21 protein-coding genes are annotated in these 22715 nt (G+C 43.0%); 16 read left to right on the forward strand and 5 right to left on the reverse strand.

Features of this window, described 5'->3' with window-relative positions; all coding sequences use genetic code 11:
• Window positions 1-106: 106 nt before the first annotated feature.
• From BCU75_RS05415 to BCU75_RS05450, 7 genes are all read left to right on the forward strand, one after another.
• Complete coding sequence (locus BCU75_RS05415) at window positions 107-907, forward strand: hypothetical protein (RefSeq protein WP_102473165.1); 801 nt, start codon at window positions 107-109, stop codon at window positions 905-907.
• A 263-nt stretch (window positions 908-1170) separates the two neighbouring features.
• Window positions 1171-2253 carry a tryptophan--tRNA ligase gene (gene trpS / locus BCU75_RS05425; protein ID WP_102473167.1) on the forward strand — a complete coding sequence of 361 codons (1083 nt, stop codon included), beginning with the start codon at window positions 1171-1173 and terminating at the stop codon, window positions 2251-2253.
• Between the two features lie 218 nt (window positions 2254-2471).
• Window positions 2472-2840, forward strand: coding sequence for a hypothetical protein (locus tag BCU75_RS05430; protein ID WP_102473168.1), 369 nt, complete (start codon window positions 2472-2474; stop codon window positions 2838-2840).
• Between the two features lie 124 nt (window positions 2841-2964).
• A complete protein-coding gene (locus BCU75_RS05435; RefSeq protein WP_102473169.1) occupies window positions 2965-3342 on the forward strand; it encodes a VOC family protein in 378 nt (125 codons plus the stop codon).
• Between the two features lie 137 nt (window positions 3343-3479).
• The gene (locus BCU75_RS05440) at window positions 3480-3842 is read left to right on the forward strand and encodes a hypothetical protein (protein WP_102473170.1); all 363 of its coding nucleotides are present in this window, start codon (window positions 3480-3482) and stop codon (window positions 3840-3842) included.
• Between the two features lie 358 nt (window positions 3843-4200).
• Window positions 4201-5061, forward strand: a complete 861-nt coding sequence (locus BCU75_RS05445) for a delta-class carbonic anhydrase (RefSeq protein WP_102473171.1) — start codon at window positions 4201-4203, stop codon at window positions 5059-5061.
• A gap of 250 nt (window positions 5062-5311) precedes the next feature.
• On the forward strand, window positions 5312-5938 hold the full coding sequence (locus tag BCU75_RS05450; RefSeq protein ID WP_102473172.1) for a LysE family translocator: 627 nt from the start codon (window positions 5312-5314) through the stop codon (window positions 5936-5938).
• Between the two features lie 141 nt (window positions 5939-6079).
• Here the strand turns inward: BCU75_RS05450 and BCU75_RS05455 are convergent, their stop codons facing one another.
• Window positions 6080-6685, reverse strand: coding sequence for a short chain dehydrogenase (locus tag BCU75_RS05455; RefSeq protein ID WP_102464113.1), 606 nt, complete (start codon window positions 6683-6685; stop codon window positions 6080-6082).
• A 153-nt stretch (window positions 6686-6838) separates the two neighbouring features.
• Here BCU75_RS05455 and BCU75_RS05460 point away from each other — a divergent pair, with 153 nt between their 5' ends.
• The 3 genes from BCU75_RS05460 (at window position 6839) to BCU75_RS05475 (ending at window position 10501) form a co-directional block, all read left to right on the forward strand.
• Complete coding sequence (locus tag BCU75_RS05460) at window positions 6839-7723, forward strand: LysR family transcriptional regulator (RefSeq protein WP_102473278.1); 885 nt, start codon at window positions 6839-6841, stop codon at window positions 7721-7723.
• A gap of 340 nt (window positions 7724-8063) precedes the next feature.
• The gene (locus tag BCU75_RS05470) at window positions 8064-9590 is read left to right on the forward strand and encodes a methyl-accepting chemotaxis protein (RefSeq protein WP_198593400.1); all 1527 of its coding nucleotides are present in this window, start codon (window positions 8064-8066) and stop codon (window positions 9588-9590) included.
• Window positions 9591-9937: 347 nt separating this feature from the next.
• Window positions 9938-10501: a type II secretion system protein gene (locus BCU75_RS05475; RefSeq protein ID WP_102473174.1), complete on the forward strand. Its 564-nt coding sequence runs from the start codon at window positions 9938-9940 to the stop codon at window positions 10499-10501.
• 97 nt (window positions 10502-10598) lie between these two features.
• On the opposite strand, the gene BCU75_RS05480 is transcribed toward BCU75_RS05475, so the two are convergent.
• Window positions 10599-11981: an MATE family efflux transporter gene (locus BCU75_RS05480; protein WP_102473175.1), complete on the reverse strand. Its 1383-nt coding sequence runs from the start codon at window positions 11979-11981 to the stop codon at window positions 10599-10601.
• A 391-nt stretch (window positions 11982-12372) separates the two neighbouring features.
• Here BCU75_RS05480 and BCU75_RS05485 point away from each other — a divergent pair, with 391 nt between their 5' ends.
• The 4 genes from BCU75_RS05485 (at window position 12373) to BCU75_RS05500 (ending at window position 14806) form a co-directional block, all read left to right on the forward strand.
• Window positions 12373-12774, forward strand: a complete 402-nt coding sequence (locus BCU75_RS05485) for a hypothetical protein (RefSeq protein ID WP_102473176.1) — start codon at window positions 12373-12375, stop codon at window positions 12772-12774.
• Between the two features lie 274 nt (window positions 12775-13048).
• On the forward strand, window positions 13049-13252 hold the full coding sequence (locus BCU75_RS24500; RefSeq protein ID WP_241905347.1) for a hypothetical protein: 204 nt from the start codon (window positions 13049-13051) through the stop codon (window positions 13250-13252).
• 456 nt (window positions 13253-13708) lie between these two features.
• Window positions 13709-14299, forward strand: a complete 591-nt coding sequence (locus tag BCU75_RS05495; RefSeq protein ID WP_076673724.1) for a Crp/Fnr family transcriptional regulator — start codon at window positions 13709-13711, stop codon at window positions 14297-14299.
• Between the two features lie 60 nt (window positions 14300-14359).
• Complete coding sequence (locus tag BCU75_RS05500) at window positions 14360-14806, forward strand: methyltransferase family protein (RefSeq protein WP_102473177.1); 447 nt, start codon at window positions 14360-14362, stop codon at window positions 14804-14806.
• Between the two features lie 380 nt (window positions 14807-15186).
• Here the strand turns inward: BCU75_RS05500 and gcvP are convergent, their stop codons facing one another.
• From gcvP to BCU75_RS05515, 3 genes are all read right to left on the reverse strand, one after another.
• Window positions 15187-18066 (reverse strand): aminomethyl-transferring glycine dehydrogenase, encoded by a 2880-nt coding sequence (gcvP, locus tag BCU75_RS05505; RefSeq protein ID WP_102473178.1) that lies wholly within the window; start codon window positions 18064-18066, stop codon window positions 15187-15189.
• A gap of 89 nt (window positions 18067-18155) precedes the next feature.
• Complete coding sequence (gene gcvH, locus BCU75_RS05510; RefSeq protein ID WP_017074376.1) at window positions 18156-18536, reverse strand: glycine cleavage system protein GcvH; 381 nt, start codon at window positions 18534-18536, stop codon at window positions 18156-18158.
• A gap of 50 nt (window positions 18537-18586) precedes the next feature.
• On the reverse strand, window positions 18587-19879 hold the full coding sequence (locus tag BCU75_RS05515) for a serine hydroxymethyltransferase (protein ID WP_102344080.1): 1293 nt from the start codon (window positions 19877-19879) through the stop codon (window positions 18587-18589).
• A 441-nt stretch (window positions 19880-20320) separates the two neighbouring features.
• Here BCU75_RS05515 and BCU75_RS05520 point away from each other — a divergent pair, with 441 nt between their 5' ends.
• Both BCU75_RS05520 and gcvT read left to right on the forward strand, forming a co-directional pair.
• Window positions 20321-20944, forward strand: a complete 624-nt coding sequence (locus BCU75_RS05520; protein WP_017082298.1) for a helix-turn-helix domain-containing protein — start codon at window positions 20321-20323, stop codon at window positions 20942-20944.
• Between the two features lie 493 nt (window positions 20945-21437).
• Window positions 21438-22571 (forward strand): glycine cleavage system aminomethyltransferase GcvT, encoded by a 1134-nt coding sequence (gene gcvT, locus BCU75_RS05525; RefSeq protein ID WP_102473179.1) that lies wholly within the window; start codon window positions 21438-21440, stop codon window positions 22569-22571.
• Window positions 22572-22715: the final 144 nt, after the last annotated feature.

A 22715-nucleotide genomic window follows, 5' to 3' on the forward strand; every position in this document is an offset into this window, starting at 1 on the left:
ACTTGCGCAGATCGTTATCCAAAACACACATTTTATAAATTAAGCTTCTTAGATGTTCTAACTATCAGTTAGGTTGAATGGCATTCAACTTGATAGGGAGCGATCAATGCAAACGGATATATTAACGCAAACAAGGCACATGAATACTCCAGAAAAACTACTACAGCGTTTAGATGCGATTGGAGAGTCTTTGAACGCATCGGGTAAGGCTCATGCTTTACTGGGATTGGGCTCAGTAGGTATTGAAACAGAACGACTTGATCAGTATTCCGATGTCGATTTTTTCGCGATAGTACAAACAGGGCACAAGCAATATTTCTTAGACAGCTTACATTGGCTATCTGATATTCACCCAATCGACTACGCGGTGAGAAATACCGTCGATGGTTATAAAGTCCTGTACGCTGACGGAATCTTTTGTGAGTTTGCAGTGTTTGAACCCCACGAGTTAGCGCATATCCCATTTGCTGAAGGGCGCATTGTTTGGCAGCAACCTGAATTTGATACTCAGTGCTGTATCCCACCACAAAAAGGGGCGGCAGAAGCTAATTCGCAAGAGTGGATCATAGGCGAAGCATTAACCAATCTTTATGTCGGTATGTCTCGTTATAATCGAGGCGAAAAACTGTCGGGCAGTCGGTTCGTTCAATCTTACGCACTTGATCGTTTGATCGATCTTGTGGATCAAACTGAACATTCTGAGCCTGAATTCGTCGATGAGTTTATGTCGGATAGAAGACTAGAAGCGCGTTTTCCTAAGTTTGCCCAATTGCTACCAACCTTTACTCAAGGTTACGAACGCACAGCTGAATCGGCACTTGCCCAACTAACGTTCCTCAACACCCACTTCACAGTCAACCAAGCCATGTGTGACCGAATCATTGAGCTGTGTTCCGTTAAAGATTAAGCCTGTAACCTATTAATTTTAAGACCTATTTTCTTGGTGCGCGTAAATAACAGTTGTCGCTCGTCTGTATTGTTGATAGGTTTTAACCATGAAATTAAATTCTGCTTCAACTTCAACTTCAACTTCAATTTTCTTTTGGTGGTGCTCTTAACAGAGCAGCACGGAATACTCACATTCTTTAGCTGCTGGACGGTAGCTAAGAATGTCATCAAAAATGTCGCCTCTTTTTATCTCCAGTAGCCTTTTTAACTTGGAGATACACCATGAATACCAACTCACACAGCCATATCGACAGCAACAGCCATGCGGTCAGCAACTATAGCGCTGGCAGTAAGAACAATACCAACAAGCCTGAAATCATTCTGACTGGCGATAGAGCAACTGGGCCTTTACATTTGGGTCATTACGTCGGTTCACTTAAACAAAGAGTCTCTTTGCAGCATATTCACAACCAAACGATATTGGTCGCTGATATGCAAGGGCTTACCGACAACGCCCATAACCCCTCGAAGGTTTCTTCTAACATTCTCAATGTAGTCGCTGACTATCTTGCTGTTGGAATTGATCCGGCGAAGACCACGATTTGTTTGCAATCACAGTTGCCGGTGTTAGCTGAGCTCACCATGTTCTACAGCAATCTTGTTTCTATCGCTCGTTTGGAACGTAATCCAACGGTCAAAAGCGAGATTCAAAACAAAGCATTTGGACGCTCAATTCCAGCAGGCTTCTTCACTTATCCAATCTCACAGGCGGCAGACATCACCGCTTTCAACGCGACTTTAGTGCCTGTTGGCGATGACCAGCTGCCTATGCTAGAACAAACCAACGAGATAGTGAGGAAATTGAACTCGCTCGCTGGTAAATCAATTTTGAATGAATGCAGGCCACTTCTAAGCAACGCCTCACGTCTCCCTAGTACCGATGGTAAAAGTAAGATGTCTAAATCGATGGGCAACGCCATTAATCTTGGTGCCACAGAGAAAGAGATCAGAGCCGCAGTCAAATCCATGTATACCGATCCAAATCATCTAAGAATCGAACACCCTGGCAAGGTAGAAGGGAACATCGTGTTTACTTATCTTGATGCTTTTCACAGTGAAGCTAACTATGTCAGTCAACTAAAAGAGCATTACCAAAGAGGAGGGCTAGGTGATGGACAAACTAAGAAAGTATTGGAAGAGTGCTTACAAGAGATGCTTCGTCCTATTCGTGAAAGAAGATCAGAGTTACTAGATGACAAAGCGCAACTCGTCGATATTTTACGCAGTGGCACCGAAGTCTCTAGGGAAAGAACGCAAAAGGTACTGTTTGATGTAAAAGACGTCTTTGGCCTGAATATTATCTAGCACTGGTTACATCTGTTGCAGGTTGAGCGGCGCGAGAGTGAAAGGGTGATGATTTAATAATCAAGAGTTTGCTCTTCAATAATTGGCTTGGATGTAAATAAAGTCAATTGAGTTGAATGGCGATTACGGTTGATTTATAAAATGTCTTTTATGAATGGATTTGAGGTTATATCGCAAAACACGACCTCAAAACCCTATCTTTAAGTAATGGTAATTAAATGAAAATTAACGTTTTACTCCCTGCCTTATTTTCGGCTTTGGCCCTAATGTCGGGTTGTTCAGATGTAGTCAGCGATGAATACTCGACTTATGCACAAGCCAAAGAAGAACGCTTGTTCGAGAGAGGTTGGTTACCCGACATTCTGCCTAAGTCTACCGTGAAGATTGAAGTGAATAACGACCTCGATGCGAATACTTCAGAAGGAAGCTTCGTTATCAGCGAGCCCGCATTGTCCGAGTTTATTGCGAAATTAAAACCGATGGAGTCGACTAATCAGTTTCAATTTGTAGATGACGAGAATGTTTGGGTGTTCAAAGTAGGTGATGATAGTTTAGTTTCCTATACGCTCAGTAAGCGTGAAGGGTAAGTCTATTAATTCCCACCTACATTTCTGTTATGAGTTATGTGGGTTGTCAAATGACATTGTTCGCCCAACTATGGCTAATCATTGTCAATAAACCCTTATCACTCTTATTTATAGGAAAGTAATAATGGAAATCAGTCATTTAGATCATTTGGTATTAACCGTGAGTGATTTACCAGTTACGGTCGACTTTTATCAACGGGTGCTTGGAATGAAGCCCATCGAATTTGGTGATGGTCGCTTGGCGTTGTCATTTGGGGCACAGAAGATCAACTTACACCTCAGTGGTAGCGAGTTTGAACCAAAGGCAAGGCGCGTGCAGGTCGGTAGTGCAGACCTCTGCTTTATTACCAATACGCCAATTGCTGAGGTTGCCGAACATATCCAAGCGCAAGGAGTTATGATAGAAGAGGGGCCAGTGCCGCGAACAGGTGCAATCGGAAAAATTGTCTCTGTTTATATTCGTGATCCTGATGGCAATCTGATTGAGATCTCGAACTATTAGATTTGAGCATTAAACTCGTGCGCTTTTCTTTATTCTTCAAGAATGCGTCTTTTGATGTCTAATCCGCTTATCACTGGATGTCTTCAGCCAAATAAAATACAATCGAACAATGTTTTATTAATTCGTGTTTTATCATTATGATGAGAAACTTACTTATATTCATCGTTAGCCTTTTTTGCTTAACAGCTTGTTCTTCAACGAGTAATCATCAGCTAGACGACAACACATTGAGCAACGAAGACGCTATGTCGAAAAACGTAGAGGGAGAGAGTAATCTCGAGACTTCAAAGGATACAAATGCTGAGACCGGCGTTGAACCTTCTCAAGTAGTAATGAAACCAGCGACAGAAGACAGAGTAGAGACTGGTGGTGAAAAAAGCATCGGAAGCTATTTTATTCTCAATAACGAACCGACCAAGAAAGTGATTAAATCACTAGAGGGCGTGACAGAGGCATTGAACGTCATGACGTTTGGGATATTTGCCACGGGTCAGGGTTAAGCCGTTAACCATTAACAACCAAAAAATATTGCATGAAACGATAAAGGCGAGCCAAGAAGCTCGCCTTTTTGGTCTTACAAACTTTGTCATCGCGGTACTTAATATTCTTTGTTCGTTTATCAGCCCGTTGAGTCATGGAACAGTCAACAAAGTCGGAAATTGTTAGTTATGGAAGGGACTAGCCGAATTTGCCGTGTTTGACTTGTTATATGCATCAAGGGTTCTAATACTCATCCCAAAGTAATCAATGAAATCTAATCTTACAAAGACAACGCTTATATTCATGTGTGAGCATAGTAATATGTTTGCTGTGAAGTTCGATGTTTTGATTAAGTTATCAATATTCTAGGGAAGAAATATGAACAACAAGAGTGTGTTTTTAAGCGTCGCGATGGTGGTGTTATCTGCTCAAGCAAATGCATCTGACGCTAATCATGAAGCGGTTTCAGATGGAGTTATCGCTGCACAAAGAGCGAACCTTTCTGAAAATACCCAAGGGAAAGGTTTTGGACCGCAAGCTCCAAGAGATTTGGGCTCTCTAGAGGGAACTAACGCTCGCCTGTTTTCCGATGCACCCGATTCAACCGCAATGAATTTATGTAATATTCACTTCCATAAGAACGCAGAGCACAAAGGCGGCGAGTTTACCCAATACGCAGGTAACGGCGATGGAAAGGGCTTCCAAAGTGGTTTTAAATACACGGGTAAGTTGAGCGCGGCTGAGTTAAAACCATTTGAGAGCAAGGTTTGTCCAAGCGATCACGGATCGCTACACTCGGGTGACACCATTGAAGTCCACTATGTTTACTCAACGGCGCAAGTTGAACCGGGTGAAACATTGGGCGCTTGTTTTAACGATGCGATTACCAATCCACAACTGCGTGTTGAAACTCAAGTCTACGTATTAGTTAACGACGACAAAGCTCTCGATTTCGAAGCATTAGCGAAACACTCTAAAATCAACGGTTTAAACCAAGCTCCAAACATTCCACAAAATACGGGCTCAGCGATTCAATACGCAGGTTCAACAACAGGTCCTGGCTACAATGAACAAGGATCGCCTTTCCAAGTGACATGGAGCGTGAGACCACAAGTAGCGAAAGTAAACATCGCGACGGTTGGTACCTGGTGTGAAGGAAATGATTTTAACGAAGATCACGCCCACGGAGTGAGAAATATAGTCGTAAACCCTAAGTTACTGTCTCCAATCGCTAACTAATCTTGTGACGTTGATTTGTCGTTAACATTTTCAAAGGCGAGCCTCTAGGTTCGCCTTTTTGGGTCTTAACAAAAAACACTTTGGTTTAAGTTTGGGTTTGGGCTTAGGTGTAGTGGGGAAATTACGTGTGACACTTATTCAAAACATGAGTTTTGTGAATTGTGCTTAGTCAAAAACGTTCTTTACCCGAATCGAAGCTCCATGATACGTTCATGATCAATTATGTTGGGTTATAGATAAGGACAGTCCAATGTCATTAGAAGGTGCGATTACATTCTTCATTGCCATGTTTATATTTGGTGTTACTCCGGGCCCTGGCGTATTTGCCATTTTAGCTCGTGGTATGGTTCATGGATGGCGAAAGTGCATTACTCTTTCGTTAGGTATGATATGCAGTGATCTTATTTATCTTACACTTGCCTGTTTTGGTCTAGCGACGATAGCCGAGAATTGGTCGTTTGCGTTTGAGGTGATTCGCTACGTTGGTGCCGCTTATTTGATTTATTTGGGCTATAAGATGTTTAAGAGCCTGCCTGAAGTACAAGGTTCCGCTGAGCTCGCAGCTAAACAGAGTCAGAAATCCGAACTGGCAAGTTTCGTGCAAGGCTTTTTGATTTCAGCATCAAACCCTAAAGTGATTCTGTTTTACATTTCGTTCTTGCCGACTTTCGTTGACCTGACTGTTTTACGCTCACAAGATATCGTCTTGGTTTCCGTTTTAGCGTCTGTTGCTCTGATGTCCGGTTTGATGCTTATCGCTGTAGGCGCGGGTAGAATGGCTATGTTACTTAAAACGCCACGCGCACATAAAAGATTAAATCAAAGTGCTGGTGGAATCATGATTGCGGCTGGCTCATATTTGGCGATAAATCGATAAACACGACTTTTTAAGCACGACTCTTTAAACAAGAAGGCGAACCTAATGGTTCGCCTTTTTGTTAGAGAGAAACGGACTATGTGTTTTTAAAAACTATGTGTATAAAAAGCTAGCGCTTATAAACATTGTTCATTTGCTAGTCTACGCGTCTACAAAAATCACTTCACCGGTGATGAAGCCATCGACAGAACGCTCAAAGGCTTTACCCACGAGCTTACTTGGGACGGGTTCAAAACCTGGCATCATTTCACCGTAAACATCCCATGCTTCAGCAAGAACCGTTGGGTTGATTACATTGATACGTGTGTTTCTTGGCATTTCATAAGCGACAGTCTTAACGAAGGTATCAATTGCGCCGCTGGTGGTCGCATCAGCAATAGCAAAAGGGATTGGTTTAACGTTCAATATGCCACTAATCAGCGTAAATGAACCACCATCAGCAATGTACTTTTGACCGATGCGAACAAGGTTGATCTGTCCCATCATTTTGCTCATTACCGTAGTCATCCACTGTTCTTCAGTCATATCTGCAAAAGTATTGTATTCGCAGAGACCAACGGTGTTCACAACCGCATCAAAGTGTCCCACTTTCTTGTAAAGCGCCTCAATTGATTGTGGGTCAGTGATGTCAACAATATGGTCGACATCGCCGGAGCGACCCGCAGTGATAACGTTATGATTGCCTAAGCCCATTAATGCTGCTTGACCCATCTTGCCACGTGCGCCAATTAGAATGATTGTTTTCATGTTGTTCTCCGATCTGTATGTGTTTCGTTTCGATGGAAGAACTTTAACTAAATCACTAAACAAGTAGAAACAAAGCTTAGTTGTGAGTGTTACTGATTTTACTTGTTGAATGCTACACTGACATGGAATCCAACTTCACCGAAGCGAGTGCGTGTGAGCAAACTAGACCGATTAGACATAAAGCAACTAAGAGTTTTTCAAGCTTTAATCCGTGAAGAGAATGCGTCTAAAGCTGCGAATCAATTGGGGCTGACCCAACAAGCTGTTAGTGAGCATTTGAAGAAGCTGCGAGAAGTGTTCGACGATAGGCTGTTTGTGAGAAAAACCAACGGCTTTGTTCCGACCACATTCGCACAAGAGTTATCTGTGAGTGTCGATCGTTTACTGATCGATTTCAATTTGTTGTTATCTAGAACAAATTTCGTACCAGAGAAAGCTAAAGGGACGTTTGTGATTGCGGCGACGGATTATGCCCAACAGATCATCCTACCAAGCTTAATTGCAAAGCTAAGGGAACAAGCACCAGAGTTAAAGTTGATTGTGCGTGACTTCGAAATTGACAACCTGCACGAGCTAATGGAAAGCGGCAAAGTCAATTTAGCCATCGCGTTTCCGGACTACATTCCTGATAGTTACAAAGTAATCAAGCTGTTTGAAGAGCACCATGTGTGTGTCACTTCGCCTCATTCTTCGATAGCACGAACCACACCTTCATTAGAGGAGGTGGCGACCTATCCAACCATTATTGCTTCACCATCTCGTCCAAACTTCAAAGGATCGATTGATGAATGGTTCGGTCAGTTTGGGCTAAAGCGCAATGTAGTGGTATCTGCACCGTGTTTCTCCATGGTGCCTATGTATTTAAACACTACAGACTCTATTGCTTTCTTACCATCAAGGGCAATCGAAGGGCTGAACTTGGTGACTATTCCAATGGAACAATCCCCCGAGAGTTTTGATGTGATAGCCGCATGGCACCCAAGGTATAACGATGATCCGCTACAAAAATGGGTGACGTCTTTGTTAGAAGTCGATTAATGGGAAGAGTGTTTTTGTATCGCAGCGAACTAAAGAAGGCTCTTATACTTATTCGTTGAGCGACATTTATTTCTTATAACCTGAACTCCAACTACTTGATTTCCAATTAATGGACTTTCGTTGGATGATTTTGTGTTGCATTAATGTGATCAATATATGTTTTTTATATTCTTCGGCTAAAGTTATCGGGGTTTTTGCAGATAAAGAAATAGTGGATAGCTCTAACACGAGATAAAACGTGTGAGCTTTGGTTTCGCTTTTTGAAACTTTTAGAGAATTTTTAACAAACTTGCGTCGAGACACCTAAATGAAGAAGACAATCCTATTAGCCGTTTTTATTATGTTTGGCATTGCAGTCGCTGCGAGTATGGCGTCAACGTATTTTATTTCAAGCGAGAAAATTGATGAGATAATACTGCATAAATCTCAAGTCCAAGCTGAGTTTTTAGCTGGCAATGCAGGGTACATCTTAGAGAATTCCGAGAATCCAGTTCAAGACTTACAAAAGCTGGTGGGTGATCTGAAACAGCGTTCAGATGTGAGTTATGCCATTGTTATTGATAGTAACGTAATGGCTATCGCACACAGTGATAAAAATAAACTCAACAAAGTTTATGAAGACAGCTATACCGTTGAAGGTGCAACTAAAGGCGTACAACAATTCTCGAAATGGTACGCTGATGTTCAGCAAGTGTGGGTGTTTGACATTATGGCACCTATTTATGTCAACGGAGAGTTGTACGGTACTTTTGATATCGGTATTCCAATTACAGAAGTTAGCCAAGCTACCAATGGTATTGTTAGCTACCAGCTAGCTTCGATGATTTTCATTTTTGTTGTTTGTCTTATTGTTTTGTCGCTTCTTCTTGGCAAATTAATGCAACCTCTTTTGGTATTGAAAAATACGCTAAATGATATTTCTGAAGGCGATGGCGATCTATCCGTTCGTTTACCAATCAAAGGGAATGACGAAGTTGCTCAAATCTCATCGGCTTTCAATGTGTTTGTTGGCAATGTACACGAGATCATTAAACAAACCGTGAATACGGGTGTTGAATTAAATAGTACTGCTATTGCACTTCGTGAACAGTCGCAGCAAGCATTGCAAAGAGGGCAAGAACAGAACGAACAAACCATGTTGGTTGTGACGTCTATGAATGAAATGATTGCCACGGTTAATGAAATTGCATCTAGCGCGGCTGGTGCTGCAAGTGCGGCAAACATGGCGGCGAGTGAAACTCAAGAAGGTCATAAGACGATTGAGAAGACCACGACCTCAATCTCGAACCTTGAAGCCGAAATGAATAGTGCTTCTGACATCATTGTTAGCCTTGCTGATAATACCCAGTCGATCGGTACTATTCTTGATGTTATTCGAGGTATCTCTGAGCAAACGAATTTACTGGCACTTAATGCTGCAATTGAAGCTGCGCGTGCTGGTGAGGCTGGCCGAGGCTTTGCTGTCGTTGCTGATGAAGTTCGTAACCTAGCGACAAAAACCGCGCAGTCTACCGATGAAATTGACACTATGATTAACCAACTTCAAACCGAAGCTAAGAACGCTGTTAGTTCGATGAGTAATAGTAAGAGCTTAATTGAAGAGGGTACGACTGAAACTGAAATGGCTCGCCAAGCTTTGGAAAAAATTTCCACGCAAGTTTTGTCAATCCTAGATATTAACACTCAGGTCGCAACGGCAACGGAGCAACAATCAGCGGTAGCCAATGAGATTAATATGAATATGGATACGGTTAATAGCTCAGTGAAGAATGGTTTGAACGCAAGTGAGAAGTTAGAGCAATCAAGTCAGCAGCTGGCTGAACTATCGCAAGTTCTCGACCGTTATGTCGGTTCCTTTAAAATCTAGACTTCCCAGCATGCCTCTTTAAGGGATGTGCTGAGTCTCCAGTTATTTAATAGCGCTTATGTCAAACATGAGCGCTATTTTTTTGCTCCATGCCGACGCAGATACACCAATAGCGCGCAACAGAAATGAAGAATGTACGCGCAGCGTAATATCGTGACCATTTGACCCATTTAGAACAACGCGATCCAATTAGACCGAACAACAAGTCCTACATGCGCAAGGTCAAAAAATCGACTAAACAACAGCTCTAACGAGACACATAGGGTGTTACGCATCTCATCACGATGTATAGTTATTGATAATTCATTCAGTAATTGTATCTGTAGTTATCAGTTGATGTGGGTGTTATGAAGAAAAACGGATTTACTTTAATGGAATTAATCATTGTGATCCTGATACTCGGAGTGTTGGCCGTTACAGCTGCCCCGAGGTTCCTCAATATTCAAGAGTCAGCAAGAGAAGCGGTACTTGAAGGTGTTGCTGGTGCGATGGAAGGCGTGATCACTCAGGTGACTTCTAAAGCCATTATTGTTGGGCTTAATCCGGACGCAACAAACCCAGGTGATCAGAGCAACTATGTGATCGATTTTGGTATTGGTAGCGTTGAAGTCGATTGGGGAACACTTTGCCCTGAAAGTGAAGGTGAATCAGGAGATGCGTTAAATATGCTCCATTTCCTAACTTTGTCGGATGATGACAGTATCATATCTGAATTAGGCAACAGACACACGGTAGTAGGATATACTCAGCCATTTAGTCAAGCTGACCTTAACAGCAATAACATAACTGATGATGCCTTACCTTCAGGTTGTTATGTTCTTTATGATTCTTTTGGCGGCAGGACAAGTGGAGACACATGTCCAGTAGATGGTTGTGAGTGTACAGTTCGTGTTATGAACGATGAGTGTTAAACCAAGCACATCATCTGGTTTATAGAAATTCAATAAAAAAGCGCGTTATTGCCGAGTAGCAATAACGCGCTTTTTTCTATTAGCTTATTGGCCTATCTTAGTTTGCCAATGGAGCACTTTCTGGTGGCAAGTCACGTTTCTTAATCACGTGTCGTAAGCGAATTAACATCAGCGTCGCTGAAACGCTCAAGCCCGTTAGGATACCAATCCAAAAGCCTTCTTCACCCATTGCAGGAACAATGTGGTCTGTTAAGCCCAACACCATGCCCAGTGGTAGTGCTAAGCCCCAGTATGAAGCGATAGCTAAGATCATCGGGATCTTAGTGTCTTTATAGCCACGCAGTGCGCCGTTAGCAGACGTTTGCAATGCATCACTAAACTGGTACATCGCCGTAAAGGTCAACAATACTGCTGCCGTAGCACTTATTGCAGGGTCGGTGGTGTAAAGTCTAATGATCCACTCTGGGAACAGCAAGAACATCGCAACTGAAAGTAATGAAATCAACGCGGCAACCAAAATGCCGACTTTGCTGCGTTCAATTGCGCCTAGTTCGTCTTTCTCGCCTAGTGCATGTCCAACACGAATCGTAATGCCAAATGAGATACTCATAGGAATCACGTAAGTTAGGCTTGAGATGTTAAGTGCAATTTGCGCTGCTGCTACGTTCTCAGCTCCAATACGGCCAATCATCAGAGCAATTACCGCAAAGATACTGCCACATACCGCGATGTTCATCCCGATAGGTAAACCTAATCTTAGAAGGTGAAGCATCTCTTTTGCTTTTGGCTTTGCATCTGAAAAGTTGATGATGGTCTTGTAGTGGTGATGACCTTTAATGTACGAATACAGCATTCCTGACATTAACCAATACACCAGACTTGTTGCCCAGCCACAACCTACAGCGCCCATTTCAGGGAAGCCGAACTTGCCGTAAATAAGCACGTAGTTGACCGGAATATTCACCAACAAACCCACTACCGAAATAATCATTGGTACTTTGGTGTTATTCATACCCTCACAAAAGCCATTCAAGGTGTAGAACAACGCAATACCCGGAACACCGAAGGCTAGGGCAAACGCATAGTCACTGCCAATTGGAATGATCTCAGCAGCAACCCCAACCCATTCTAGGATAGGTTTCGCACTTACTAAATAAGCGATAAGCAGCACACTCGCTATCAATGCTAACCAAACCATCTGGAAGAATTCAACAGAGATACTTTGAAAGTCACGTGAACCGCGGTGATAAGCCACGACTGGCGTTAACGCCATAATCACGCCACGCAGTAGCAGCAATACAGGAATCCAAAGGCTGGTGCCGAGTGCAATAGCGGCGAGGTCGGCAGGGCTCACTTGGCCAGCCATTGTCGTATCGACAAATCCCATCGCTTGGGTCGCTATTTGGGTCAAAATGATTGGAATCGAAAGATGCATAAGCGCACCCGATTCACGAGTAAATGGACGAAATTTCGTTAGCATGGAAGTTCACAACACCAATATAAATACACGAATGATGGCAGGATGGCCGGTGTGCATTTTAGGATGTGCCCCGTTGGGCGGGCGACAATATAAACACCTTACCGTAAAGGGTCAAGCTTTGGATTTATAGCGTCTAATTTGGCCTAAGAGATGCCTGATTTTTTATTGTTTAAATACTTCCTAATATATATAAGCTGATGATTTTAATGTGAATCAGACTAAATGGAAAGTTTCTATATTCACCAGTTAAATCAGCATGTTTGTGTTATCAGCTACTGTTATGAATGGTCCAGGTGTAATACAATTGGTGGCATAAAAACTAGAGTGAAAAATGCAGTATTTAAATGCAAGATTTTTCTGTCTAAGAACTGTTATAAGAATGGAGTAAATAATGTACAGGGAAACAGACTTTCAACTAAGCCAAGAAGAGTTTAGTTTCAAAAAAGATTCATATCCTTTATCAAAAATTAATAATGTGAGAGTTAAAAATCTCGGTTTTCTCGACAATTTGGGTCAAATAATATTTTGGTTATTTGTTTTCTCAGGGGCAGTTTGGCTAGCCATTTCAAGCCTTGAAAGTACACCGCTCTGGTTGCAAGCTCTAGTTGTTATCTTAACGATTGTAGGCTTTGTATTTGGCCTACTTCGTTGTTCAAAATATGCATTACAAATTGAATTTCGCCATATTGATGAGACAGGAGTTCAATGGGTAAATATAGCCAAATCTTACTCTGAATCTGACAATGGTTTATTTGAGCAACAAGCGGCTTCGCTGAAGGCAAAACTCGTCTAACAGATAGTTTAAGACAGATTCTGTACTTGCACCGATCTAGCGGGTACTCATACTTTAATTGAATGTGCCTATGCCATTTCATGAATCAATCAAGAATATCCAAAGGAATTCGAGGTAATTGCCGTCCGGCTTTAGCTTCGCGGATCTGTTACAGAAAAAGGTGTGGCGTTCTCACTAAATATCCACTCTTTAATGGGCGTTTGAGTGAAGATGTTTATCGAAAGGGAAAGCACATATCATTCATTATGAACATCACATCAGTATAGGAGTTACGATGTTTGAACCCATTGAATTTGAAATGGAACCATTACAATTAGTTGTCTCACTTCCTGGCTTAGATTCAGTTTCAAATGGAAGGTTTATTCCGTTAGATTCTCTCTCGGTTTCATCATTATCGGGCACTGTTTTTGACGGTTTGTTTGCTTCCGGTTTATCCCCAGAGCAAAGTCAAGAGTTAGCTCAATTCTGTGAGGATTAAAATACTGAGTTTTTTATCTTCGAGAACCCATCAAATAGCCTAGCTGTAATCCGTGATGTGGTGATCAATCTAGTCGACAAATTATTTTCGGATGAGATGCTAAATAACATAGATTTCGCAGATATTCGTACCCTTAACCAATATTCAGACTACCTATTCGCTTTCAATAACAAGCGCTCAGCTCTCGACTTTATGGATAGTCAACAGTTAGGTGTCATTACTGGAGGGATACATTTGGCGCATGGACATACCAATTCAAGTGAATACGAAACCACAAATAAAGAGTTGCTCAAGTACATTTCTAACAATGGGTTTTTGTGTGCTAGTTACCACTCTTTTGGCCGTTCAGAATGCACAGTCTTAGTTGGGGTCAGAAAGTAACACAGGGTGCTGTAAATCACGTATCGTTACTTAACGTGGTGTCGCGTTTTTTGTTCGTTTATTCGAGATGGAAATATGGAAAATACTAACCAACAACTGCTGCATAGCGCATTCTTTTCTCTCGTTCCTTTGAGTCAAGCCGATCTGGTTCTGGCTCTGCCTTTTTTTAGATTTCGTTACTTTGCTCCTAATGAGTTTATCTTTTTGAGTGGCGATGTTATCTCTGATGTTCACTTTGTTCTTGATGGCGTCGGTAGGTATTTTTATATCGATAAGAATGGGAATGAACGTAATAAGTCATTGGTCAGAAAAGGGGGCGCTTTTGCCAGTATTAGCTCAATAGTTGAAGGCAGTCCCAGCCCTTTTTTTGCTCAAGCTATTGCCAGTTGTACTGTCGCATCGATAAGCTATTCGAATTTGTTGGATTTATCAAAAACGAACAGTAATTGGGGTGATTTCGTCCGTATGATGTTTGAGCGTCTGGTATTAAAGAAAGAGAAGAGAGAAGCCGGTTTTCTTATGCTTTCAGCAAAGGAGCGCTACATGCAATTTTTGACAGAGTTTGGTGAAGATAGTAAGAATATCCCACTTCGCCATGTCGCTATGTATTTAGGCATCACAGACGTTACTCTGTCACGTATTCGCCGCGAGATGGACTTAACATAGGTTAAGGTCAAGATAAGACGGTTTTAATATTCTCGAACTTTGTTATTACGGAGTATCGAGATGAAAAAAATATTACCGCCATTTCTTTTTTTAGTTTTTATCGTTGTAATCGGCTTAACATGTTGGGGGATAGGTTTTCCTCATCAACTTATGTTCCCATTTAACTTACTTGGAATACCCGTTATTGGTGTTGGTTTTCTGCTCGCGAACTCGGGGAAACAGCTCTTTAAACATCTAGAAACCAATATCATGACGTTTGATGAGCCGACAGTGTTAGTGACAGAAGGGATTTATAGGTATACGAGAAACCCTATGTATTTGGGCTTTACGATCGCAATGCTCGGCTTTTCTATGCTTGTAGGAGCTTCTGTTGTGAGTTTTCTACTGACGTTTGTGTTCTTTGTGATTACTGACAGGTGGTACATTTCATTTGAAGAACAAAAGATGCACGTTAAGTTTGGTAAAGAGTATGAAGAGTATTGTAAAAAAGTTCGTCGATGGATTTGATGAACAACAAGATACTATTGCGCCAATTGGCTACCTTTGGCGCTTGCTTTATTTCTATCACTCATCTCAAAGCATAAAATCTAATGTTGATGCATAAGTTGATTGCTCATACACAATTCTACTGCCACAAAGCCAGCAGAAGCACAAAAATCCCAATCCCAAGCGTGACTTTTAGAAGTAAGCCAAGAGGGGCTCCACCTTTTGGAGCCTTATTACAACATCCCATCATCGTTTCCTAATTCATCGTTGGATTCATTTCACCTTAAACCTTTCCCTTACGGCAAGGTCAATGCATTTGTTGACGTTGAATTTCAAAAAACAAAAAGGCGAACCGTTTGGTTCGCCTTTTGTTATGTTTCGCTGCTTAGCGCCGCTACGAATTAGTCTTCGTAGTTGTCGATGCTTGGGCAAGAACAGATTAGGTTACGGTCGCCGTATACGTTGTCTACACGGTTAACAGTAGGCCAGTACTTCGAGTTCTTGGTTGCTTTCGATGGGAAGCAAGCCAGTTCGCGAGAGTAAGGGCGGTCCCATTCTGCGCCTGAAATGTCAACTTGTGTGTGCGGTGCGTTCACTAGAGGGTTGTTGTCTAGTGGCCATTCACCGGCTTTCACTGCTGCCATTTCGTGACGGATTGCGATCATCGCTTCACAGAAACGGTCTAGCTCTTCTAAATCTTCAGATTCAGTTGGCTCTACCATTAGTGTGCCAGCTACTGGGAAAGACATAGTAGGTGCGTGGAAACCGAAGTCCATTAGACGCTTAGCAATATCTTCTTCGCTGATGCCAGTGTCTTCTTTAAGCGGACGAATATCGATAATACATTCGTGCGCTACGCGGCCGTTAGTGCCACGGTAAAGAACAGGGTAGTGAGGACGTAGTTTCTCCATCACGTAGTTCGCGTTCAGAATCGCTACTTTAGTTGCGTCTGTTAGGCCTGGTTCGCCCATCATTGCGATGTAAGCCCAAGAGATAGGTAGGATTGAAGCACTACCTAAATCTGCTGCTGATACCGCGTAGTCAGAACCTTGTACACCGTTTTCGATGTGACCTGGTAGGAAAGGTGCTAGGTGCGATTTAACACCGATAGGACCCATACCTGGACCGCCGCCACCGTGTGGGATACAGAATGTTTTGTGTAGGTTCAAGTGAGATACGTCTGAACCAATGAAGCCAGGTGAAGTTAGGCCTACTTGAGCGTTCATGTTCGCGCCGTCTAGGTAAACCTGACCGCCCGCTGCGTGTACTTGTTCACACACTTCTTTCACTTGCTCTTCGTATACGCCGTGCGTAGAAGGGTAAGTGATCATGATGCTTGATAGGTTATCTTTGTGCTTCTCGATTTTCGCTGATAGGTCTGTCATGTCGATGTTGCCATCTTCATCACACTTAACAACCACTACCTTCATTGAAACCATTGATGCTGTTGCAGGGTTAGTACCGTGCGCAGAGCTTGGAATCAAACAAACGTTACGGTGAGCGTCACCGCGGCTTGCGTGGTAGCGTTGAATCGCGACTAGACCCGCGTATTCACCAGATGCACCAGAGTTAGGCTGTAGTGAGAAATCGTCGTAACCGGTGATTTCACATAGTTTTTCTTTAAGATCTTTCGCTAGTGCTGTGTAACCCGCTGCTTGATCAAGAGGTGCGAACGGGTGAATAGAACCAAACTCAGGCCATGTTACTGGAATCATCTCAGCAGCAGCGTTCAGCTTCATCGTACAGCTACCCAATGGGATCATGCCGTGCGTTAGTGAGAAGTCTTTGTTCTCAAGCTGTTTCAGGTAACGCATCATTTGCGTTTCGCTGTGGTGCGTATTGAATACTGGGTGAGTTAGGAACTCTGATTCACGACGGCAGTTTTCTGGAATTGCTGCAAACTCGTTTGATGCAATATCAGAAGATAGTGCTTGAACGTCTTCTTTCACGTCGAAGATAGCGAACAGTGCGTTCACGTCGTCGATCGTTGTTGTTTCATCTAAGCTGATACCGATCTTACCCTTAAGAAGGCGAAGGTTGATGTCTGCTGCTTGCGCTTTCGCGTACAGTGCATCTGTCTTCTCTTCAGAGTTGATCGTGATGGTATCGAAGAAGCTGTTGTTCGTTAGCTCGTAACCCGATTTAGTCAGGCCAGCCGCTAGGATAGCTGTCATGTGGTGTGTACGACGCGCAATAGTACGTAGGCCTTCTGCACCGTGGTAAACCGCGTAGAAAGACGCCATGTTTGCTAGAAGTGCTTGAGCTGTACAGATGTTCGATGTCGCTTTCTCGCGGCGGATGTGTTGCTCACGAGTTTGCATTGCCATACGTAGCGCTTGGTTACCGTGAGTATCGATAGATACACCGATTACACGACCTGGCATTGTACGCTTATGCTTTTCACGAGTACCCATGAATGCAGCGTGTGGACCGCCGTAACCCATTGGAACACCGAAACGCTGCGCGCTGCCGATTACTACGTCTGCACCCATTTCGCCAGCCGGCTTAAGTAGAGCAGAAGCAAGAAGATCTGTAGCCACTGTAACCAGTGTTTTGTTAGCTTGAGCTTTCGCAATGATGTCAGTTAGGTCACGAACTTCACCTGTTGTACTAGGGTATTGAAGAAGCGCACCAAATACGTCTTGCTCTGGAAGTGTTTCAAGAGCACCAACCATTACTTCAAAACCGATGTACTCAGCACGAGTTTTAACAACCTCTAGTGTTTGAGGGTGAACATCGTCAGCAACGAAGAATACTTTGCTCTTGCTTTTACCAGCACGCTTACACAGTGTCATCGCTTCGCCAGCCGCTGTCGCTTCATCAAGAAGGGATGCGTTCGCGATTTCCATACCGGTTAGGTCCATGACCATTTGTTGGTAATTCAGTAGAGCTTCAAGACGACCTTGAGAAATCTCTGGTTGGTATGGTGTGTAAGCTGTGTACCAGCCTGGGTTCTCTAAAACGTTACGTAGAATAACGTTTGGAGTAAATGTGTTGTAGTAGCCTTGGCCAATGAAGGTACGTTTCACTTGGTTTAGGTTAGCGATCTCTTTAAGAGAGGTCAGCATGTCCATTTCGCTCAGTGGCGCAGCAAGTGTCATTGGTTTTTCAAGACGGATTTGTGCAGGAACCGTTTCGTCGATCAGTGCGTCTAAGCTAGCCGCGTTGATCGCTTCAAGCATTTTTTGCTGGTCTGCTTTATTAGGGCCGTTATGACGAGCAACAAACTCGTTTTGCGTACCCAAGTCTTTCAGTAATTGGCTTTGAAGTAATTCAGTCATGATATGTTCTACTTTCTCTCTGGAGCCGTGAGCTAGCCCCTAAAATTAAGCTGCTCAAATGAGCAGCTTTATCGTAATGAGGTTACCTATTAGTCTTCTTCTACAGAGCTTAGGTATTCTTCCGCATCTTTAAGGTTGTTTAGTTCAGACGCATCAGACATCTTCACTTTAACAATCCAACCACCTTCATAAGATTCTTCGTTAATTAACTCTGGGCTATCTTCTAATTCTTCGTTGATTTCTACGATTTCGCCAGAGATTGGTGCGTAGATATCAGAAGCTGCTTTCACTGACTCAACGAGAGAGAAGCTTTCGCCAGCTTCAATTTCGTCTCCAGTGTCTGGCAGGTCAACAAACACAACGTCACCTAGTAGCTCTTGAGCGTGCTCAGAAATACCGATAGTTACAGTACCGTCACCGTTGTCTTTTACCCACTCGTGGCTGTCTGCAAACTTTAGTGTATTGTCCATTGCTATTCTCCAAAAATTTATGAGGTTTTAATTTAAATCTTAAAAACGGTTTAACGGTAAAGAGGGAAGCGCTTGCAAAGCTCTTTAACTTGCTTGCGAACACGTTGCTCAACTTCAGCATTGCCTTCAGGGCTTTCAATTAAGCCATCAAGTACATCGCCGATCCATTCACCGATAAGTTTGAATTCTTCAGTGCCAAAACCACGAGTGGTCCCAGCTGGCGTGCCTAAACGGATACCAGAAGTAATCATAGGCTTCTCTGTATCGAATGGTATGCCATTTTTGTTACATGTGATCCCAGCACGCTCTAACGCTTCTTCTGTTACGTTACCTTTCAAGCCTTTAGGGCGAAGGTCAACCAGCATTAGGTGTGTGTCTGTTCCGCCTGTCACAATGTCACAACCGCGAGTTTGCAACACTTCAGCGAGAACTTTTGCGTTATCGATCACTGAATCAATATAAGTATTAAATTCTGGGCCAAGAGCTTCGCCAAACGCCACTGCTTTCGCTGCGATAACGTGCATTAGTGGGCCGCCTTGAAGGCCTGGGAATACTGCAGAATTAATCTTTTTGTTGATGTCTTCGTGGTTAGTCAGAATCATGCCGCCGCGTGGGCCACGAAGTGTTTTGTGCGTTGTTGTGGTTACAACGTGTGCGTGTGGTAGTGGGCTAGGGTGAGCACCTGTCGCAATAAGACCCGCGATGTGTGCCATATCGACCATTAGGATAGCGCCAACTTCGTCAGCGATTTCACGGAACTTAGCGAAATCAATAACGCGTGGGATAGCACTACCACCAGCAATAATCATTTTAGGTTGGCTTTCGATAGCTAACGCACGAACTGCTTCGTAATCTATTTCTAGAGTGTCGCGGTCTACGCCATATTGAACGGCATTGAACCATTTACCAGACATTGCAGGGCGCGCACCGTGTGTAAGGTGACCACCAGCGTCAAGAGACATACCAAGGATTGTGTCGCCAGGTTGAAGTAGGGCAAGTTTAACTGCGCCGTTTGCTTGAGCACCAGAGTGAGGCTGCACGTTTGCGTATTCACATTTGAATAGCTGCTTTGCTCGTTCAATCGCGATAGCTTCAACGGTATCTACGTGCTCACAACCACCGTAGTAACGGCGACCTGGGTAGCCCTCTGCGTATTTGTTGGTAAGGCAAGTGCCTTGAGCTTGCATTACTGCTTTAGAAACAATGTTCTCAGAAGCAATAAGTTCGATTTGCTCGTTTTGACGAGTGTTCTCTGCTTGGATTCCAGCAAATACTGCGTCGTCTGTTCCAGATAGGTTCGTAGAGAAAAAACTGTCTAAGCTATGATTTTGGTAAGCGTTCATTATCGAGACCTTTCATTAAGCTAATGGTGATTGTTTTTATAGTCCATTAGGTCTTACGTTGATTTCTGCATCGGTATCGTTTGCGCTATATAGGTATAGATAAACGTGAATTGCGTTATAAATATACTCTTACAGCGTCTAAGCGATCGTTGTAGGGTCAATGCAGCACGAATTGTTTCCCAAAAAGTTCGGGTAAAAAACAGCTCTTACAAATGTTAAATCTATCATCTGCTGCAAGCTGAAGTAGCATCTCTTCATCTAACAAGTCGATAACATAGCCCCGATAAAATCAATTTTCAACAAAAATTTCCAATAGGAAACAACTTTTCTTGTTTTGCTACAGGGAGCACGCTTTATTTCTCTGCGTGCTCTTTAATCAACAAAGCGCTTCATGCAACAATGAAATTAATAGACAGGAAGCAAGAATTTAATGAGGGACCTATGTCAGAAGACATTTATGATGAGTACCCATCTTTAACGTTGGCGAAGGAAACGTTAGACCAGAATATCGAACCACTTAGGCTAGGCCAGCGCATTAAAGATATCCGCGGCAAGCTTGGTATCACGTTAGAAGAAGCGAGCCAACGTACTGGTTTAGCTCGCTCTACGCTCAGCAAAATTGAGAACGAGCAAATCTCGCCAACCTTCCAAGCGATGCAAAAATTAGCAATGGGCTTGCAAATAAATATGCCCCAACTGTTTGAGCCACCGCGGAAAAAGGTCGCAACAGGGCGTCGTGACTTAACTAAGGCGGGGCAAGGAAAGCCACACCCAACACCGACTTACGAACATGAGTTACTTGCCACAGAGCTTTCTAATAAGAAGATGATGCCGTTTAAGAGCCGCGTGAGAGCGCGTACTTTTGAAGAGTATAACGATTGGGTTCGCCATGATGGTGAAGAGTTCTTAATGATCATTTCTGGTGATGTGATGTTCTACTCAGAATTTTACGAACCCGTACCTATGAGTGAAGGCGATAGCATGTATTACGATGCCAATATGGGTCATATGCTTATCTCGACCAGTGCAGAAGACGCGCTCATTTTGTGGGTGACTGCAAAATAAATTAACAATCTTAGAATTTCTTATAGTGGATGCAAACGTTTGCTTTTGTTTCGAACGTTAAGCATTAGACGCGATATTGGTGTGATAATCATCAATATCGCGTTTTTGTATGTATCGAATAATTGTTTTTAAATTGTTAAATGTCACATTTTGAGCTGTTTGACTATTGTTAAGGGTGTAAAACTGACGCAGGCTTGTTTATTATAGTGAACACGGTTTACTCATGTTGATTGAAGTTTACTGAAGTGAATTCTTAGAAAGTGAGTTGTAGAGCTTTTGTACAGCTAACCTGATTTATCAAGCTAACGATATAAGCCTATATAAAAGACATCACTTTTTACTATCTACTGTTTCTAAGGTTAAGACGCCAAAGTTACTGACGCGATTACGCTGAGGTGACTAATGATGAAACTTATCGTTAGAAGCGACTCTAAATAGAGATATAAGCGGCAGACTCGATTTGGAAAGCCTGCAACGCTTCATGGAGAAGAAAATGACTCAAGAACACGCTAATCAAGACCTACTAACAACACCACTGCATGCACTTCACGTTGAAGAGGGTGCAAAAATGGTTCCTTTCGCTGGCTACGATATGCCAGTTCAGTATCCACTAGGTGTAAAGAAAGAGCATTTACACACTCGTGATGCTGCCGGTCTTTTTGATGTTTCTCACATGGGGCAACTTCGTCTTCATGGCGCGAATGCAGCTGCTGTCTTAGAATCTTTGGTTCCTGTAGATATTATTGACCTTCCTTCTGGTAAGCAGCGCTACGCGTTCTTTACTAATGAGCAGGGCGGCATTATGGATGATCTGATGGTGGCTAACCTAGGCGATCACCTATTTGTTGTTGTGAACGCGGCTTGTAAGACACAAGATATCGACCATCTAACTGCGCACCTTCCTGCTGACGTAGAAATGGAAGTGATTGATGATCGCGCTCTATTAGCACTTCAAGGCCCTAAAGCGTCTGAAGTTTTAGCTCGTTTCCAACCAAGTGTTGCAGACATGCTGTTCATGGATGTTCAAAAAGTCGATATCGACGGCGTTGAATGTATCGTGAGCCGCAGTGGTTACACGGGTGAAGATGGCTATGAGATTTCAGTACCGAACGATCACGCTGAAGCGCTTGCTCGTAAATTAACATCAGAGGCAGAAGTAGAGTGGATCGGCCTTGGCGCTCGTGACTCACTTCGTCTTGAGTGTGGTCTATGTCTATACGGTCACGATCTAGATACAACAACAACTCCAGTAGAAGCTAGCCTTCTATGGGGTATTCAAAAAGTGCGTCGTACTGACGGTGAACGTGCAGGCGGTTTCCCTGGCGCTGATGTCATCCTTGAGCAAATCGCAACGAAAGATGTTCAACGTAAGCGTGTTGGTCTAGTGGGGCAAACTAAAGCGCCAGTACGTGAAGGTGCAGAGCTGTTTGATGCTGAAGACAACAAGATTGGCGTTGTAACAAGCGGTACTGCCGGTCCTAATGCGGGTAAACCTGTTTCGATGGCTTACGTTCGTACTGATCTATCGGTTATTGGCACTGAAGTATTCGCTGAAGTTCGTGGTAAGAAACTACCTATGACAGTTGAAAAAATGCCATTCGTACCTCAACGTTACTACCGCGGTTAATCTCTTTTAAGATAAACCACCAAGCTTAATGAAAAGCCTATTGTTTACTTCTTTGTATTGAGGAGTTTAACGGTAGGCTTTTTTGTTTTCCGTAACGTATAAAACTTAGGACGATTGGCTGAGATAATTTGTCGATAAACTCGT

Origin of the sequence: Vibrio splendidus (genome assembly GCF_002873455.1) — a bacterium.
Classification (GTDB): Bacteria; Pseudomonadota; Gammaproteobacteria; order Enterobacterales; family Vibrionaceae; genus Vibrio; species Vibrio splendidus_J.